Annotated in this window: 17 protein-coding genes; 6 read left to right on the forward strand and 11 right to left on the reverse strand. The window is 64.8% G+C overall.

Annotation, left to right across the window (positions count from 1 at the left end):
* The first annotated feature begins 102 nt into the window (after window positions 1–102).
* Entirely contained in the window at window positions 103–855 is a 753-nt protein-coding gene (locus B4M43_RS10315; protein ID WP_296266673.1) for a DUF2059 domain-containing protein, read from the forward strand.
* A 21-nt stretch (window positions 856–876) separates the two neighbouring features.
* On the opposite strand, the gene B4M43_RS10320 is transcribed toward B4M43_RS10315, so the two are convergent.
* Window positions 877–1,803, reverse strand: a complete 927-nt coding sequence (locus tag B4M43_RS10320; protein WP_296266675.1) for an alpha/beta hydrolase — start codon at window positions 1,801–1,803, stop codon at window positions 877–879.
* A 115-nt stretch (window positions 1,804–1,918) separates the two neighbouring features.
* Here B4M43_RS10320 and B4M43_RS10325 point away from each other — a divergent pair, with 115 nt between their 5' ends.
* A complete protein-coding gene (locus B4M43_RS10325; protein WP_296266676.1) occupies window positions 1,919–2,503 on the forward strand; it encodes a DUF6436 domain-containing protein in 585 nt (194 codons plus the stop codon).
* Window positions 2,500–4,869 (forward strand): penicillin acylase family protein, encoded by a 2,370-nt coding sequence (locus tag B4M43_RS10330; RefSeq protein WP_296266678.1) that lies wholly within the window; start codon window positions 2,500–2,502, stop codon window positions 4,867–4,869. The genes B4M43_RS10325 and B4M43_RS10330 overlap by 4 nt, the downstream gene beginning before the upstream one ends.
* Before the next feature lie 330 nt (window positions 4,870–5,199).
* Here B4M43_RS10330 and B4M43_RS10335 read toward each other — a convergent pair whose 3' ends face one another.
* From B4M43_RS10335 to hslO, 9 genes are all read right to left on the reverse strand, one after another.
* Entirely contained in the window at window positions 5,200–6,078 is an 879-nt protein-coding gene (locus B4M43_RS10335) for a transporter substrate-binding domain-containing protein (protein ID WP_296266679.1), read from the reverse strand.
* On the reverse strand, window positions 6,075–6,848 hold the full coding sequence (locus B4M43_RS10340) for an amino acid ABC transporter ATP-binding protein (protein WP_296266681.1): 774 nt from the start codon (window positions 6,846–6,848) through the stop codon (window positions 6,075–6,077). The genes B4M43_RS10335 and B4M43_RS10340 overlap by 4 nt, the downstream gene beginning before the upstream one ends.
* Complete coding sequence (locus B4M43_RS10345; RefSeq protein ID WP_296266684.1) at window positions 6,845–7,504, reverse strand: amino acid ABC transporter permease; 660 nt, start codon at window positions 7,502–7,504, stop codon at window positions 6,845–6,847. The genes B4M43_RS10340 and B4M43_RS10345 overlap by 4 nt, the downstream gene beginning before the upstream one ends.
* The gene (locus B4M43_RS10350) at window positions 7,485–8,150 is read right to left on the reverse strand and encodes an amino acid ABC transporter permease (RefSeq protein ID WP_296266685.1); all 666 of its coding nucleotides are present in this window, start codon (window positions 8,148–8,150) and stop codon (window positions 7,485–7,487) included. Before B4M43_RS10350 ends, B4M43_RS10345 begins: the two co-directional genes overlap by 20 nt.
* A gap of 338 nt (window positions 8,151–8,488) precedes the next feature.
* Complete coding sequence (locus tag B4M43_RS10355) at window positions 8,489–9,274, reverse strand: MetQ/NlpA family ABC transporter substrate-binding protein (protein ID WP_296266687.1); 786 nt, start codon at window positions 9,272–9,274, stop codon at window positions 8,489–8,491.
* Between the two features lie 196 nt (window positions 9,275–9,470).
* On the reverse strand, window positions 9,471–10,406 hold the full coding sequence (locus tag B4M43_RS10360) for a sigma 54-interacting transcriptional regulator (protein WP_296266689.1): 936 nt from the start codon (window positions 10,404–10,406) through the stop codon (window positions 9,471–9,473).
* A 65-nt stretch (window positions 10,407–10,471) separates the two neighbouring features.
* Window positions 10,472–11,053: an alpha/beta hydrolase gene (locus tag B4M43_RS10365; RefSeq protein WP_296266691.1), complete on the reverse strand. Its 582-nt coding sequence runs from the start codon at window positions 11,051–11,053 to the stop codon at window positions 10,472–10,474.
* A gap of 188 nt (window positions 11,054–11,241) precedes the next feature.
* On the reverse strand, window positions 11,242–12,783 hold the full coding sequence (locus B4M43_RS10370) for a phosphoenolpyruvate carboxykinase (RefSeq protein ID WP_296266693.1): 1,542 nt from the start codon (window positions 12,781–12,783) through the stop codon (window positions 11,242–11,244).
* A 182-nt stretch (window positions 12,784–12,965) separates the two neighbouring features.
* Window positions 12,966–13,865, reverse strand: coding sequence for an Hsp33 family molecular chaperone HslO (gene hslO / locus B4M43_RS10375; RefSeq protein ID WP_296266695.1), 900 nt, complete (start codon window positions 13,863–13,865; stop codon window positions 12,966–12,968).
* 118 nt (window positions 13,866–13,983) lie between these two features.
* Here hslO and B4M43_RS10380 point away from each other — a divergent pair, with 118 nt between their 5' ends.
* Window positions 13,984–14,784: a phosphatase PAP2 family protein gene (locus B4M43_RS10380; protein WP_296266697.1), complete on the forward strand. Its 801-nt coding sequence runs from the start codon at window positions 13,984–13,986 to the stop codon at window positions 14,782–14,784.
* A 71-nt stretch (window positions 14,785–14,855) separates the two neighbouring features.
* On the opposite strand, the gene B4M43_RS10385 is transcribed toward B4M43_RS10380, so the two are convergent.
* Window positions 14,856–15,257: an RNA-binding S4 domain-containing protein gene (locus B4M43_RS10385; protein WP_296266699.1), complete on the reverse strand. Its 402-nt coding sequence runs from the start codon at window positions 15,255–15,257 to the stop codon at window positions 14,856–14,858.
* Between the two features lie 109 nt (window positions 15,258–15,366).
* On the opposite strand from B4M43_RS10385, the gene B4M43_RS10390 reads away from it, so the two are divergent.
* Window positions 15,367–15,849 (forward strand): ATP-dependent zinc protease, encoded by a 483-nt coding sequence (locus tag B4M43_RS10390; protein WP_296266701.1) that lies wholly within the window; start codon window positions 15,367–15,369, stop codon window positions 15,847–15,849.
* Complete coding sequence (rimK, locus tag B4M43_RS10395) at window positions 15,846–16,751, forward strand: 30S ribosomal protein S6--L-glutamate ligase (protein WP_296266703.1); 906 nt, start codon at window positions 15,846–15,848, stop codon at window positions 16,749–16,751. The genes B4M43_RS10390 and rimK overlap by 4 nt, the downstream gene beginning before the upstream one ends.
* Window positions 16,752–16,754 lie beyond the last annotated feature (3 nt).

Consider the following 16,754-nt stretch of genomic DNA (forward strand, 5'->3'; position numbering starts at 1 on the left):
GCGGGCGGTATCGGCATGCCGCCGAGCCGACGGGCGCGTCGGGCATCTCGACAAACCGCGCCCCTGCCACGGACAATGGCGCACTGCCGACAGGAGTCTTGAATGCGCCGTCCGTTTTCCCTGCTTGTGCTGATGATCTGCGCGCTGCCTGTCTGGGCCGACAACCTCGATCAGCTGTACAAGGTCGCCGGCTGGTCCGACCAGCGCGCGCATTTCACCGATGCCCTGAGCGCCGCCCAGCAACGCTACCGCAGCAGCCTGCCACCGGCGGTGTTCCAGGCTCTGGTCGACAACAGCAACCAGCGCTTCCAGGCCGAGGCCATCGACCGTCGCGCCCTGGCGCAGTTGCGCGCGACCTTGTCCGACCCCTCCCCGGCCCTGACGTTCTTCCAGTCGCCGCTGGGCCGCAAGATCGTCGCCGCCGAGCTGTTGGCCACGCGCAAGGACCAACTGGCGAAGAACGCCCAAGGCCTGCCGAAGATCCAGGCCAGCGACGACCGTCTGCTGCTGATCGGCCATCTGGCCCAGGCCCTGCCGGCCCGCGAAGCCGGGGCGGAAGTCAGCCTGGCGATCGCCGGTGTGGCCGCCGACAGCCTGAGCTCGATGCTCCCCGGTCTGCTCGGCGGCGGTCAGGCCCAGGGCATGCTCGACGGCCAGCGCCAGCGCCTGATGCAGCAGATCGGCGCGGACCTCAACAACACCTTGCTTTACGTTTACCGCGAACTGTCCGACACCGAACTGGAAGAATTCGCTACCTTCGCCGAGTCGCCGGAAGGCCAGGCCTATTATCAGGCTGCGGTGGCGGCGGTGCGTGCAGGGCTGGCGGTCGGCCAGAACGGCGTCGACCTGCGCTAGGCGCTTTGCGAAGGCATCCGATCAGCCCAGGTGCTGGCCGAGAAACTCGAAATAGCGCTGGCGGACCGTCGGCAGCTCGTTCACCAAGTGGTGGCGCGCCTCGGGCAGCATGAGAATTTGCGGCCCGCTGAACTTGCCTTGCAGCACCCGCAGGTTGTGCGTCCAGTCCACCGTCCCGTCCTGCTGGCCCTGCACGATCAGCACCGTGCGATCGCTCGCCGGGGCCGCCTCGATGCGCGTGATCCACGAGGCCAGCGCCCCTACCCAGGCCGTGGGCAGGCGCCGCGGCTGCAACGAGTCGGTGCGCAGGAAAGGTAGAAAATCTGGGTCGGAACTGTTGTCGGTGAAGCGCCGCTCGATGCCGTCGACGAAATGCCGCATCACCTGGTAACTGAGCTTCGACCAGCCCCACGCCCGTGGGCGCACCAGCGGCGCGAGCAGCATCGCCTGGCCGTCGACCGGGCTCTGCCCCGCACAGTGCAACAGGTGGTCGACCACGATGGCGCCCCCGGTACTCTGCCCGCACAGGTGCCAGGGCCGCGGCAGGTCCAGGGCTTGGGCCTGCACGAACAGCGCCTCGAGTACCTGCTGGTACACCGCGAAGTCGTCGATGCTGGCCCGCGCGCCGCTGGACAGGCCATGGCCGGGCAGGTCGCAGCTGATCACCGCATAGCCGCGGCCCAGCGCCCACTCGATCAGGTGGCGGTACAGGCCCATGTGGTCGTAGAAGCCGTGCAGCATGAACAGCGTGGCCACCGGCGCCACGGGCAGCCACACCTGGCCGACCACCTGGAAACCGGCCACTTCGAAGGTGCCCAAATGCTGCGCGCCCGGCAGCGTCAGGCCGTAGAAGCGCTGATAGCTGAGGGCCGGCTCGTCCAGCGCGGCGCGCTCGGCCAGCGGCACCAGGCGCGCGCGCAGTTGATCGGGATGGAAAGTGGCAGGCATCGGGCGAATCCACGACAAACGAGTATTGACCTGCGATATTCAGCCCATGCTCGCGCCGTGGCAAGCTGGGCGCCCCTTCATCGCCCGCAGCGTGCGCGGCGTCCATGGATCGATCATGCCCAGTCGCCCTCGCTCCACCTTGTGGATCGCCTTGCCGATCCTGGCCTGCGCCGTCGTCGCCTGGCTGGCCTATGCCCAGTTCCAGGCCCGCTACCTGCGCAGCTTCGACGACCGCGCCACGCTGTTTTCGGGCGAGGCGCTGCGCCTGCCCGCCGACCTGGCCGGCCCCGGCCCCATCCGCGTGGTGCACTTCTGGGACCCGGCCTGCCCCTGCAACGTCGGCAACCAGCAACACCTGGCCGAGCTGCTGGAGCGTTTCGCGGGTGACGAAGTCGCCTTCTATGCGGTACGCAAGCCCGGCAGCCGAGGTCGGTTGCCAGCGTCCCTGAAGACTCTGCGCGAGTTGCCTGGGCTGCCGGGCAGCACGACTCTGCCGGCCAGTCCGGCCGTAGCCATCTGGGACCGCCAAGGCGCCTTGGTGTACGTTGGGCCGTACAGCGAAGGCGCCGTCTGCACCTCGGGCAACAGTTTCATCGAACCCATCCTCACCGCCCTGCGCGCCGGGCGCTCGGTGAGGGCCACCAACACCTTGGCCGTGGGCTGCTACTGCCCCTGGTCGGACCGCGAGGCCGCACTGTGAAACGTCGTTTGCTCATCGGCGCCTTGGGCGCGACTTCGATCCTGATCGCCGCCGGTGTCTGGTACCTGCACAGCAAACAACCGCAGCGCAGCGGCGAACAGGCCCTCGCCGGCCTGCAAGCGCCGGTCAGCGTGCGCTACGACGAGCGTGGCGTGCCGCACATCCAAGCCGACAGCGAAGCCGATCTGTACCGCGCCTTGGGCTACGTGCACGCCCAAGACCGCCTGTTCCAGATGGAAATGGTGCGGCGCCTGGCCCGTGGCGAGCTGGCCGAGGTGCTGGGCAGCGCGCTGCTGCCCACCGACCGCCTGTTCCGCAGCCTGCGCATTCGCGAGCAGGCCGCGCGCATGGTCGAGCGTGCCGACCACCAATCGCCGTCGTGGCAAGCGCTGGAGCGCTACCTGGACGGTGTCAACGCCTGGCAGGCCAGCCATCCAAGGCCCGTGGAGTTCGACCTGCTGGGCATCGCCGAGCGTCCTTTCACCGCCGAAGATACTCTGAGCGTGGCCGGCTACCTGGCCTACAGCTTCGCCGCCGCCTTCCGCACCGAGCCTGCGCTGACCTACGTGCGCGATCGGCTCGGCGCCGAGTACCTGGCGATCTTCGACCTCGACTGGCAGCCTGACGGAGCCGTGCCGCCCACACTGGCAGCCCAGGACTGGCGCAGCCTCGAAGGCCTGGCCCGGCTCAGCCGGCAGGCGCTGGGCGAGGCGGGCATCGCCCAGTTCGAAGGCAGCAACGCCTGGGCCGTGGCCGGCAGCCACACTCGCAGCGGCTACCCGCTGCTGGCGGGCGATCCGCATATCGGTTTCGCCGTGCCGTCGGTGTGGTACGAGGCCGAGCTGTCGGCACCGGGCTTCAACCTCCATGGCCACTTCCAGGCGTTGAACCCCTTCGCCCTGCTCGGCCACAACCGCGACTTCGGCTGGAGCCTGACCATGTTCCAGAACGACGACGTCGACCTGATCGCCGAAAAGCCGCACCCCACCGATCCCGATCAGGTGTGGGTCGACGGCCGCTGGCAGGCGCTGCGACACACCCAGCAGCGGATCGCGGTCAAAGGCCAGGCAGCGGTCACCCTCGACCTGCGTCGCTCGCCCCACGGCCCCATCGTCAACGACGTGCTGGGCGATGCCGCAGGCGCTGCGCCCATCGCCCTGTGGTGGGCCTTTCTGGAAACCGAGAACCCCATTCTCGAAGCCTTCTATCAGGTCAACCGCGCCGACAGTCTGGACAAGATGCGCGTGGCCGCCGCGCAGATCCACGCGCCGGGGCTGAACCTGGTGTGGGCCAACGCCCGCGGCGACATCGGCTGGTGGGCCGCGGCGCGGTTGCCGGTGCGCCCGCCGGGCGTGAACCCGACGTTCATCCTCGACGGCAGCAGCGCCCAGACCGACAAGCTCGGTTTCCAGCCATTCAGCGCCAACCCGCAGCAGGAGAACCCCGAGGCGGGCTACATCGTTTCGGCCAACGCGCAACCCGCCGCCGCCCAGCCGATCCCTGGCTACTACAACCTGCCCGACCGCGGCCGGCAATTGCAGCGCCAGCTCGCCGACCCGCACATGGCCTGGGACGTGCACAACAGCCAGGCGCTACAGCTGCAAACCGCCACCGACTACGGCCCGCGCACCCTGGCGCCGCTGCTCGGCACCCTGCGCCAGGTGGCCGAAGGCGTCGAGCAACGCGAGCTGGTCGAACAGCTGGCGGGCTGGACGGGCGACTACCCGCTCGACTCGACCAGCGCCACGCTGTTCACCCAGTTCCTCTACGAGCTGGCCTACGCCGCCCTGCACGACGAGCTGGGCGACACTTGGTTCGACATGCTGGTCAGCACCCGTGCCATCGACGCCGCACTGCCGCGCCTGGCCGCCGACGCCGACTCGCCCTGGTGGGCCTCGCGCGGCAGCGCCCAGGCCACCGACCGCACCGCCATCGTGCGCCTGGCCTGGCAGCGCAGCCTGGCGCATCTGGGCGAGCTGTACGGCAGCGACCCGAACGGCTGGCAATGGGGCAAAGCGCACACCCTCACCCACCGCCACCCCTTGGGGCAGCAGAAGCCGTTGAACCTGCTGTTCGATGTGGGGCCCTTCGCCGCGCCCGGCAGCCATGAAGTGCCGAACAACCTCTCGGCCAAGCTGGGCCCGGCGCCCTGGCCGGTGAACTACGGCCCGTCGACGCGACGCCTGATCGACTTCGCCGATGCCGGCCAGGCTTTGAGCATCAACCCGGTGGGCCAGAGCGGCGTGCCGTTCGACAGCCACTATGCCGACCAAGCCGAGGACTATGTGCAGGGGCGCTATCGCAGGGTGCGGATGGGAGTGATACCGGCGCAGAGCACGTTGCGGTTGCTGCCGGAAAGACGCTGAATCGGTGTAGGCCTGGGTAGGGCCGGCTATGCCGGCCATCGCGGCTAAAGCCGCTCCCACAGTTTTAACCTAGTGAAAACGGCCGGCTCGGCGCTTCGATCAACCGCGACGGTCAGCCAGCCCCGTAGTAGCGGCCGGTTCGGCGCTCCGATTAGCCGCGATGGCCGGCGTAGCCGGCCCAGCGCTCCTACAGTCCAGTGAGCTGCACCCTAAATACTGGACACCCGTTCCACCTTTGGGGTGCAGCTCACACCCCTGTGGGAGCGGCTTTAGCCGCGATGGCCGGCGTAGCCGGCCCAACCGCAGCAACACACTATCCTTCAGCCCTCATCACCCCTGCCACTTACCCCCTTCGACGATCACGCTTTCAGGCTTGGTGTCGTCGCTCAATTCCTTGCGCACGTACTGGTCGTACAGCTTGAGCAGGAATTTCTCCTCACCCAGCTTGGCCAGCTCGGCGTTGACCCAGTCGCGCAGCTCCGTATTGCCCTTTTTCACCGCCGGAGCGATCGGCGCTTCTTCGCCCAGCAATTGCGGCAGCACGCGATAGCCTGGGTTCTGCTTGGCCCAGCTGAACAGGATCAGGTTGTCCTGGGCATAGGCATCGCCACGGCCGTTGGCCAGGGCCTGCAGCGACTCGCTGTTCTTCTCGAACTTGAGCAGTTTCCAATCGGGATGGTTTTTGGTCAGCCAGATATCGGCCGTAGTGCCGGTGGTGACGATGGTGGTCTTGTCGGCCAGGTCGTCCAGGGATTTCACCGGGCTGCCGTCGGCGACCAGGGCCTGCACCGCCACACGCAGGTTGGGGTTGGTGAAGTCCACCGCTTCCTTGCGTTCCGGGGTGACGGTCATGTTGGCCAGGATCAGGTCGACCTTGTCGCTTTGCAGGAACGGGATGCGGCTGGCCGGCTCCACGGCCACGAACTCGACCTTGTTCTCGTCGCCGAGCAGGTCCTTGGCCAGACGCCGGCCGATGTCGGTGTCGAAGCCTACGTAACGGCCCTTTTCATCGACGAAGCCGAACGGCGGCTTGTCGGTGAAGACCCCGACGACCAGCTTGTCGCGGGCCTTGATGGTCTCCAGGTAGCGGGTCGAGGCAGCCGGTTTGGCCGCCGCCGCAGTGTCGCTTGATGCCGGTTTGTCGCAGCCGGCCAGCAGGGCCAGGCCGAGCAGCGAGAGCAGCAGTTTGCTGAAGGGGGCAGTTTTCATGACAGTTCCTTGTGTGGTGTCTTCGGCAGGCTTTCGACAAAGGAGAATTTGTCCAGGAACTGCTGCGCGCGTGCGGTTCGCGGTTGGCTGAAGAAGCTCTCGGGGTCGCTGTGTTCAAGGATCCTGCCGGCCTCCATGAACAGAATGCGGTCGGCCACCGCGCGGGCGAAGGCCATTTCATGGGTGACGATGAGCAGGGTCATGCCGTCGCGGGCCAGGCCCTGGATCACCTGCAGCACTTCCTTGACCATCTCCGGGTCCAGGGCGGCGGTGACCTCGTCGAACAACATCACCTGCGGGTTCATGCACAACGAGCGGACGATGGCGATGCGCTGCTGCTGGCCACCCGATAGCTGCCGGGGAAAAGCGTCGCGCTTGTCCAGCAGGCCGACCCGCGCCAGCAGCGCTTCGGCCTGCGCCAGGGCCTCGGCACGTGGGCGCTGCTGCACCTTGAGCGGGCCGAGCAACAGGTTGTCGATCACGCTCATGTGGCCGAACAGGTGGTAGCTCTGGAACACCATGCCCACCCGCTGGCGCACCTGGCGCCAATCGGTGCCGGGATGCAGTAGCTCCTGGCCGTCGAGGCGCAGGCTGCCGCTGTGAGCCTCCTCCAGGCCATTGAGGCAACGCAGCAAGGTGCTCTTGCCGCAGCCGCTGGGGCCGAGAATCACCACCACTTCGCCGGCCTGTACCTGCAGGTCGACGTCCTTGAGCACTTGGTGCTCGCCGAAGAACTTGTTGAAACCCTGGAATTCGATCAATGCGCTCATGAGTGGGCCCAGCGCCGTTCCAACGCGCGCGAGGCGGCGGAAAGCGGATAGCAGACGAAGAAGAAGAACAGAAACAGCACGCCGTAGATCAGCACCGATTCGTAGGTGCGCTCGATGATCTGCTGGCCGGCCTTGATGACCTCGACCACGCCGATCAGTACGGCCAGGGAACTGGTCTTGACGATGCGCGTGTAGATGTTGATGGTCGGCGGGGTCATGCGCTTGAGCGCCTGGGGCAGCAGCACGAAACCGTACAGCTGCGGCCCCGACAGCCCGATGGACAAACCCGCCTCGCGCTGGCCGCGCGGCAGCGAGGTCAATGCGCCGCGCACCACCTCGCCGATTTCGCTGGCGCCCCACAGCCCCAGCACCAGCACCGCGCACCAGAAGCTCGGAATGCTCAAGGCGAAGAAGATTGGCAAGCCGAAGAACACCAGGTACAACCAGACCAGCACCGGAATGGCGCGAAACAGCTCCAGGTACACCTGCAAGACGAGGTTCAGCCAACGCTTGCCCAGTGTCGACAACACGCCGTACAGCACGCCGCCCAAGGTCGCGAAGACGATGCCTAAGGCCGAAATGGCCAAGGTCTGCGCCGCGCCCCTGGCCAGTTGCGGCAGGGACACCAGCAGCAACTCAATTGCCGAACTGGCCATGTTGCAGCCTCCTTTCGACGTGGCGCAGCAGCAGCGACAGGGGCAGGAACAGCAGCAGGCACAACAGCGTCAGCACCGTGAGCATTTCGTAGGTCTTGTAGTACAGGGCGATGTAGTTCTTGGTCGTGTAGAGGATTTCCGGCACCGCCACTGCCGACACCACGGTGGTTTCCTTGAGCAGGAAGACGAAGTTGGCGAACAGCGCCGGCAGGCTCAGGATGCCTGCTTGGGGCAGGATCACGTGGCGCAGCAACTGGCCTTCGGACAAGCCGATCGAACGGCCGGATTCGAGCTGCGCGCGCGGCACCGCCTCGACCCCGGCGCGCAGCACCTCGGTGAGGTAGGCGCCGCCCATGAAGGTCATGGTGACGATCGCCGCGGTGAAGCCCGACACCTTCACGCCCAGGCTGGGCAAGGCGAAATAGACGAAGAACAGTTGGATGAGCAGCGGCGTGTTACGCGCCAGTTCCACATAGCCTTTGACCAGACGCCCCAGGTACGGTGTACGCAGTACCAGGATCGCCGCATTGAGCACGGCCACCAGCAACGAGGTGCAGATGGCGATCAGCCCTACCTGCAAGGTGACGCCGACGGCGCTGAAGAAGGCTGGCAAGGTGCTCAGCATGAAGGCGGTATCGAACGTCATGGCAGGCGTCTCGACACACGTTGGACGGGGTACGGCATCGTAGATATTCCAGGGGCGACGCGAGGGTGGCTCGGCGTCGCAGATAATCTTGGGAGCGGGCCGGTGGGCGCCGCAGGTAGACTCTAAAGGCATAAGAATTTTTTTCTAAATATCTTTATTGCATATCTATATCTCCTGAACCCATCGCTGGAATTGCTCCTCGGCGCTCCTTCTCCGCCATTGGGTTCAAGCCCTTTGATGCCTGGTTTCACTACGCCTGCAAGCCACTCGAACCGCCAGAAACGAAAACGCCGACGCAAAAGCGTCGGCGTTGTCCGGAGCAGGTTCGAAGCGGCGAATTAGAACGCCGGCAGTACTGCGCCTTGGTATTTCTTCTCGATGAAGGCCTTCACTTCCGGGCTGGTCAGCGCCTTGGCCAGCTTCTGGATGGCGTCGCTGTCCTTGTTGTCGGGGCGCGCTACCAGGAAGTTGACGTAAGGCGAATCACTGCCTTCGATGACCAGGGCGTCCTTGGCCGGGTTCAGACCCGCTTCCAGCGCGTAGTTGGTGTTGATCATGTCCAGGTCGACCTGGTCCAGCACGCGCGGCAGCATGGCCGATTCCAGTTCGCGGAACTTGAGACCCTTCTTGTTCTCGGCGATGTCCTTGGGCGTCGCCAGGGCGTTGGTCGGGTCTTTCAGGGTGATCAGACCGGCCTTCTGCAACAGCAACAAGGCGCGACCGCTGTTGCTGCCCTCGTTGGGGATGGCGACGGTAGCGCCCTGCTTCAGCTCGTCCAGGCTCTTGACCTTCTTCGAGTAGCCGCCGAAGGGCTCGACGTGTACGCCGACCACGGTTTCCAGGTGCGTGCCCTTGCCTTCGTTGAAGCTGTTGAGGTAAGGCAGGGTCTGGAAGTAGTTGGCGTCCAGACGCTTCTGGTCGACCTGCACGTTGGGCTGCACGTAGTCGGTGAAGACCTTGATCTCCAGGTCCACACCCTCTTTGGCCAGGGTCGGCTTGATCAGCTCGAGGATCTCGGCATGCGGGATCGGCGTGGCGGCGACCACCAGTTTCTCGGCGGCACTGGCCAGGCCCGCGAACGAAAGAGCAGCGGCCAGGGCCGTGGTCAACAGGGTCTTCTTCATAGCGTTCCTCAAGGATTCGATGACCATCGGCGATGGCGGAGTCGGATACCGACCCCAAGCTGCGGCCGGCGTGAAGCGGAAGATACCGGGATTGCTTATGCCTTCACAATCTATTTCAACGAGTGCTTTATGCCAAAAAAGCACAGCGTTATAACCGCTGGCTCAAGGCCAGGTTCTAGCCCACCCTGCCATTGCCTCAGCCCAGCGCCGCCAGGGCCTGGGCCAGGGTTTCGCGTAGGCGCGCCAGGGTCTGCGGCTCACGGCTGCGCGCGATCTGCGCGGCATCCGTGGCCAACGCCGTGATCGGATCGTGCGGGGTCAGACCCAGGTCTTGAGCTTGGATTTCATCGTCGCCGCTGGTCAGCAAGGCGAAATGGATGACGTTTTCCAACTCGCGGGTGTTGCCGGGCCAGTCGTGGGCTTCGAGTGCCAGTTGCGCCGCTTCGCTGAGCAGCGGCAAGGGCCGGTCCAGCCGTGCGCTATAGATGCCGACGAAATACTCGGCCAACGGCAGAATGTCGCCCACCCGCTCGCGCAGGGCCGGCAGCACCAGTTCGCCTTCGTGCAGATAACGGTACAGGCCTTCGTTGAAACGGCCCGCGCGTACGGCGCCGGCCAGTTCGATACTCGAGGCCGCCACCAGGCGTACGTCCACCGCCTGCGGCTGCTGCGCACCGACCCGTGTCACTTCGCGGTTTTCCAGGGCGGCCAGCAGCTTGCCCTGGATGGCCAGGGGCAGGTCGGCGATTTCGTCCAGGTACAGGGTGCCGCCGTTGGCCGAGCCGAACCAGCCGGCGCGTCCACTGGCGGTGCCGCCCTGGCTGCCGGCGCGGTAGCCGAACAACTCGGCATCGGCATAGGTGGGGCTGATCGCAGCGCAGTTGACCGACACGAACAGGCCGCTGCGGTCGCTGGCCCGATGCACATGCCTTGCCAGCAGCTCCTTGCCGGTGCCGGTCTCGCCACGGATCAGCACCGGTACGGGCAGCGGCGCCAGACGTTCGAGCTGCTCACGCAGCTGCTGGGAGCGGGCATCGACGAACACCAGCGCCTTGGCGCGGATGCTCAGCGGGCTTTTATCGAGTTCGGGAAAGGTCAGCAGCGGCTGGCCGAACGTATGTTGCAGACTCATGGAGGTGCTCCAGGCAGACGCTCCGTACACGGCGCCTGCGGCGATGCGAAAGGTGGCGGCGTCGCTCAGGCGCGGCGCAACAGGTGTTGCTCGGCGCGGCCCTGAAGACGGTAAAGAAAGGCGAAGCCTTGCTCCCAGCGCTCATGGCCGGACTTGACGTTGATGTGCCCGGCGCCGGGCAACAGCCCCATCTCCGCGCCCCAGGCCTGGGCCAGGAACACGGCGCGTGGCACGCTGACCGCCGCGTCGTTGTCGGCGCTCACCACCTGGGTGGCGAACGGCAGGCGCTGCAACGGAATCGGCGCGAAATTGCGCAATGCCGGCGCGCAACCGGCGCGCTCGACGTCGGCCGGCGCTACCAGCAAAGCGCCGCGCACCTGTTGCAACAGCCGCGCATCGGCCTGGGCGGCCCAATGGGCCACGGTGACGCAGCCTAGGCTGTGGGCCACCAGAATCACCGGCGAAGCGTCGGCGAGGATGGCTTGCTCCAGCGCGGCGACCCAATCGTCGCGCTGCGGCGTGATCCAATCGGCCTGCTCGACTCGGCTGCTGTTGGGCAAGGTGCGCTGCCAGTGGCTTTGCCAATGGTCGTCTGGCGATCCTTGCCAGCCCGGCACGATCAAGTAGCGGATCGTTTCGTTGCGCATGGGGAAGCTCCCTGAAATGTGTCGATTTCGGGGGAGTATAAAGCTGCTTTTATATACTTAAAGGAATAATGGGCTATTTATTAATAACCATAATATCTATGCGAAAAAGCTTACCTCCAATCGGGAGGTCTCGATAGGGCATGAAAAAGCCGCCCCGAGGGGCGGCTCTTTTCCATCGCTGGCGCGCCTTACAGCTGAGGGCCTGCCGCGACGATGGCGTCGGAGACGTCGAACTTCTTGAAGTTCTCGACGAACAGCTTGGCCAGGCCTTTGGCGGCCTCGTCGTAGGCCGCTTGATCAGCCCAGGTGTTGCGTGGGTTGAGCAGCTGGGTATCGACGCCCGGAACGGCCTTGGGCACATCGAGGTTGATGGTGGCGACGTGCTCGGTTTCGGCACCGATCAGCGCCCCGCTCTGGATCGCAGCGATCACCGCGCGGGTGGTGGGGATGTTGAAACGCTTGCCCACACCGTAGCCACCGCCGGTCCAGCCGGTGTTGACCAGATAGACCTTCGAGCCGAAGCCGTTGATGCGCTTGATCAGCAGCTCGGCGTACTCGCCAGCCGGACGCGGGAAGAACGGCGCGCCGAAGCAGGTGGAGAAGGTCGACTTGATGCCGCTACCCGAACCCATTTCGGTGGAACCGACCAGCGCGGTGTAGCCGGACAGGAAGTGGTAGGCCGCCTGCTCGTTGTTGAGGATCGACACGGGCGGCAGTACGCCGGTCAGGTCGCAGGTCAGGAAGATCACCGCGTTGGGCTCGCCGCCGAGGTTCTGTTCCGAACGCTTGGCCACGTGCTCCAGCGGGTAGGCCGCGCGGCTGTTCTGGGTCAGGCTGACGTCGGTGTAGTCGGCGTGCTTGGCCTCGTCGATGACGACGTTTTCCAGTACCGCGCCGTGCTTGATGGCTTTCCAGATGACCGGCTCGTTCTGCTCGGAGAGGTCGATGCACTTGGCATAGCAACCGCCTTCCATGTTGAACACCACGCCCTCGCCCCAGCCGTGCTCGTCGTCACCGATCAGGTAACGGCTTTCGTCGGCCGACAGGGTGGTCTTGCCGGTGCCGGACAGGCCGAAGAACAGCGTCACGTCGCCGTCTTCGCCGATGTTGGCGGCGCAGTGCATGGGCAGCACGTCGGCGGCCGGCAGCAGGAAGTTCTGCACCGAGAACATGGCTTTCTTCATTTCGCCGGCGTAGCGCATGCCGGCGATGAGGACTTTTTTCTGCGCGAAGTTGATGATCACGCAACCGTCGGAGTGGGTGCCGTCACGCTCGGGTACGCACTCGAAGTTGGCGACGTTGAGCACTTGCCACTCGTCGCGACCGGCCGGGTTGTACTGCTGCGGGTTGATGAACAGGCAACGGCCGAACAGGTTCTGCCAGGCGGTTTGCGTGGTCATCTTGACCGGCAGGTAGTGCTCGGCGGAGGCCCCTACGTGGACGTAGGAAACGAAGTGGTCCTGGGCGTCGTTGAAGGCCTGCACGCGGTCCCACAGGGCGTCGAACTTGTCGGCCGGGAACTTGCGGTTGATCGGGCCCCAGGCAATCGCTTCTTGCGTGGAGGGCTCTTCGACGATGAAACGATCAGCCGGCGAGCGGCCAGTACGGTGGCCGGTTTCCACAACCAGCGCGCCTGTATCGGCCAGCACGCCTTCACCGCGGGACAGCGCTTCTTTTACCAGTTCATCGACGCTGAGGTCGGTGTGCACGGTGTTGTTGGCTTGCGTCATGAGGCTTCCTCATCCGGCCCGAGGCCGAGTGCTCCGAACGTTTTTGTAGTCGTCTGTAAATAACTACTACAGTGGAAAAAAGTGGCCGGATTATGCCAGAAACGCCCAAAAAAAGTAGACCCCTCCTGTCAGAACGGGGGTTTAGCGCAATTCGACAGGAGAATGTCTTGGGCTTAAACGTTTCAGTGGCGAGTTTCTGAGGGCGTCTCGGTGCCACCACCGTGGAACAGCTGTTCCACGTCGCTGATGTCGAAGACATAACGCTCGTTGCAGAACTGGCAGTCGACCTCTACCTGCCCACCGCACTCTTCGACCAAGGCCAATGCGTCGGCCTCGCCCAGGCTCGCCAGCGCATTGCCGGAACGTTCGCGCGAGCAGCTGCAATGGAAGCGCAGCGACTGCCCGTCGAACAGGCGCACGGCGTCTTCGTGGAACAGCCGGTGCAGCAGGGTTTCGTTGCTCTCGGCCCACTCCTCGGCCTTGAGCGTGCTGGCCAGGGCCAGAACGTGCTGCCAGCTTTCCTCGCGCTCTTCGTCATCGGGCTGACGATCCACCGGCAGTTGCTGCAGCAACAGGCCACGGGCCTTGCCCTGGCTGGCGTCGAGCCAGAAGCGGGTGTTGAGCTGCTGCGATTGCAGGAAGTAGTTGGTGAAGCATTCGGCGATGTCGGCGCCGTCGAGGTCGACCGTGCCCTGATAGCGCTGGCCCTTGATCGGGTCGATGGTCAACGTGAGGTGGCCGTCGGGCATCAGCTCGGCCAGGGACGCCTGCGCCGGGATCTGCTCGGCCTCGTAGCGGGCGACCCCGCGGATTTCGTGCGCGCTCGAGCACTCGACCATCAACAGGGGAATCGGGCCCGAAGAGCGCGCCTGCAGGATCAGCAGGCCGTCGAACTTCAAGGCGCCGATGAGCAGGGCCGTGGCCGCCATCAGTTCGCCGAGCAAGGCCGCGACCGGCGCAGGATAGGCATGACGGGCCAGCACCTGGGCGTAGCTGTCGTCGAGCGATACCCATTCGCCGCGAATGTCGCGGTCGTCGAAAAGGAAACGCTGGGTGAAATCGGTGTCGGGCATATCGCTCATAAATTCCGCAGTTCGGGTATCTGAAAATAATGTCAAAATATTGTGAAGCGGAGGAAATCCCGCTACCGAGCGCTGTCACAAGCGCTCTTATTTTTTGCTGCTGATTAGAAGGTATCTTATGGACAATCAACCACTGTTCCAAGCCAGGTGGCGTTGGGGCCCATTGGCAGCCTGCACCGCGCTGCCCATCGCCTTACTGTGTTTCTGGTTGTGGCCGTTTGGCCAGATCCTTTGCCTGACTTTCGACGAGTGGCTGTTCCACACGCTCAACGCACCACTGGCGAGCAACACCACCTGGCGCCTGATCTGGACCGTCGGCAGCCTGCGCCCCTTCGACATCGTCGTGGGCCTGATCATGCTGGCGCTGCTGATCCGCGGTGATTGGGTGTTCAGGGCTTTCCAGGTACGCGAAGCCTTCTTCGGCTTTCTGGTCACCCTGCTCCTGTTAGTGGTGATTCGCGCCCTGTTTTCCAAGTGGGTCGACGCCATGGGTTGGCAACACGCCAGCCCGTCGATGCAGTTCGACAGCGCCGTGCACCTGAGCGACTACTACCCGAACCTGGAAAAATCCTGGGAGCTGAAGGACCGTTCGAGCAAGAGCTTCCCCGGCGACCATGCCTCGGTGCTGCTGATCTGGGCACTGTTCATGAGCCTGTTCGCCCGCCGTTCGCTGCAGCATGTGGCGATCTGGGCCTTGGCGCTGCTGTTCATGCTGCCGCGCCTGGTCGCCGGTGCCCATTGGGGCCAGGACGACTACATCGGCGGCCTGTTGATGGCCGTGCTGGCCCTGGGCTGGAGCTGCTTCACCCCGTTCGCCGCCAAAGCGAGCGCAGCCCTGGTGCGCTGGACGGCGCCGCTGTTCCGCGGCTTGCAGAAGCTGCCGCTGATCAAGGGCATGAGTATCGTCAACCGCGTCTGAGACGCGCAGGCGGGACGCTGCTGCAGCGCCGTCCCGCCTGGCCCGCCGCTGCCCGTCGAGAGCGGCGCGCGTCAGTCGAAATGGCCGTGCAACTGGTGGATCTGCCGCCGCTGCTTCTTGTTCGGCCGCCCATCGGTGGTCATGCCCACGGCGCCGGCCTTGCGCAATTCGGCAGCTTTCTCGCGCTGGCGGATGCTCTCTTCGGTCTCCTCGTACAGCGTCTGCGCCTCGGGCGCGCCACGGCGCACCGTAGACAGCGCCTTGACCACCACGGTCTTTTCGTCGAAGCCCATGCGCAACACGAACTGGTCGCCCACACGGGGCTCCTTGCCCGGCTTGCAGCGCTCGCCGCGGCAGTGCACCTTGCCGCTCTCGATGGCGGCCTTGGCCAGGGCGCGGGTTTTGTAGAAGCGTGCGGCCCAGAGCCATTTGTCGAGGCGGACCTTGTCGTCGTCTTCGGCCTTGTTCGTCATCTTTTTCCCTCGAATTCTTTCGTTCGAAGAACTGTACTACCTTCACTTGCGGATGCAAAAAGTCCGTGCGGTGCTTACAGTGCACCACCTTATCCGCAGGGCATGTTTCGTGAAGACATTTGACCATCTGAGTGTGATCGGCCTGCGCGAGTGGGTCGCCCTGCCGGGCCTGGGCGTCGCCGGCCTACGGGCCAAGATCGACACCGGCGCCAGCACCTCCAGCCTGCATGCCACCGAGATCGAGCCGTTCGAGCGCGACGGCCAGCCGTGGGTGCGCTTCATTGCCCACCTGGGCACGCTGACCCGGCAGCGGCATCTGCCCTGCGAAGCACCGCTGGTGTCGATCAAACGGGTCAGAAGCTCCAACGGCCACACGCAGACGCGCTACGTCATCCGTACCACCTTGGCGCTGGGCGATCGGGTCTGGGACGTGGAATTCACCCTGACCTGCCGCAAAAGTATGCGATATCGACTTTTGATTGGCTCGAAAGCTCTCGTCCACGGTCAATTGGTAGTGAACCCAGGATTGAAATACGTTCAGGACAAACCGGCCTATCCGGCCGCTACTTTCCCCGCCACAGGTGTCGCATGAAGATCGCCGTGCTTTCGCGCAATCCGCGTCTGTATTCCACCCGCCGTCTGGTCGAGGCTGGCACCCAGCGTGGCCATGAGATGGTGGTCATCGATACGCTCCGCGCGTACATGAACATCGCCAGCCATAAGCCGCAGATCCACTACCGGGGCAAGCCCCTGGAAGGCTTCGATGCAGTCATCCCGCGCATCGGCGCGTCGGTGACGTTCTACGGCTGCGCGGTGTTGCGCCAGTTCGAGATGATGGGGGTCTACCCGCTGAACGAATCAGTGGCCATCGCCCGCTCGCGCGACAAGCTGCGCTCGCTGCAACTGCTGTCGCGTCGCGGCATCGGCCTGCCGGTCACAGGCTTCGCCCACTCGCCCGACGACATTCCCGACCTGATCCAGATGGTCAATGGCGCGCCGCTGGTGATCAAGGTGCTCGAAGGCACCCAAGGCATCGGTGTGGTGCTGTGCGAAACCACCAAGGCCGCCGAATCGGTGATCGAAGCCTTCATGGGCCTGAAGCAGAACATCATGGTCCAGGAGTACATCAAGGAAGCCGGTGGCGCCGACATCCGCTGCTTCGTGGTGGGCGACAAGGTCATCGCTTCGATGAAGCGTCAGGCCAAGCCCGGGGAGTTTCGCTCGAACCTGCACCGTGGCGGTGTCGCCAGCCTGATCAAGATCACTCCCGAAGAGCGCATGACGGCCATTCGCGCGGCCAAGGTCATGGGCTTGAGCGTGGCCGGGGTCGACATCCTGCGCTCCAACCATGGCCCGCTGGTCATGGAGGTCAACTCCTCGCCCGGCCTGGAAGGCATCGAGGTCACCACCAGCAAGGACGTGGCCGGCATGATCATCGAGCATCTGGAAAAGAACGGCGGGCCCAACCAGACCCGTACCAAGGGTAAAGGCTGAAAA

It is taken from the genome of Pseudomonas sp. UBA6562 (assembly GCF_002434265.1).
Classification (GTDB): domain Bacteria; phylum Pseudomonadota; class Gammaproteobacteria; order Pseudomonadales; family Pseudomonadaceae; genus Aquipseudomonas.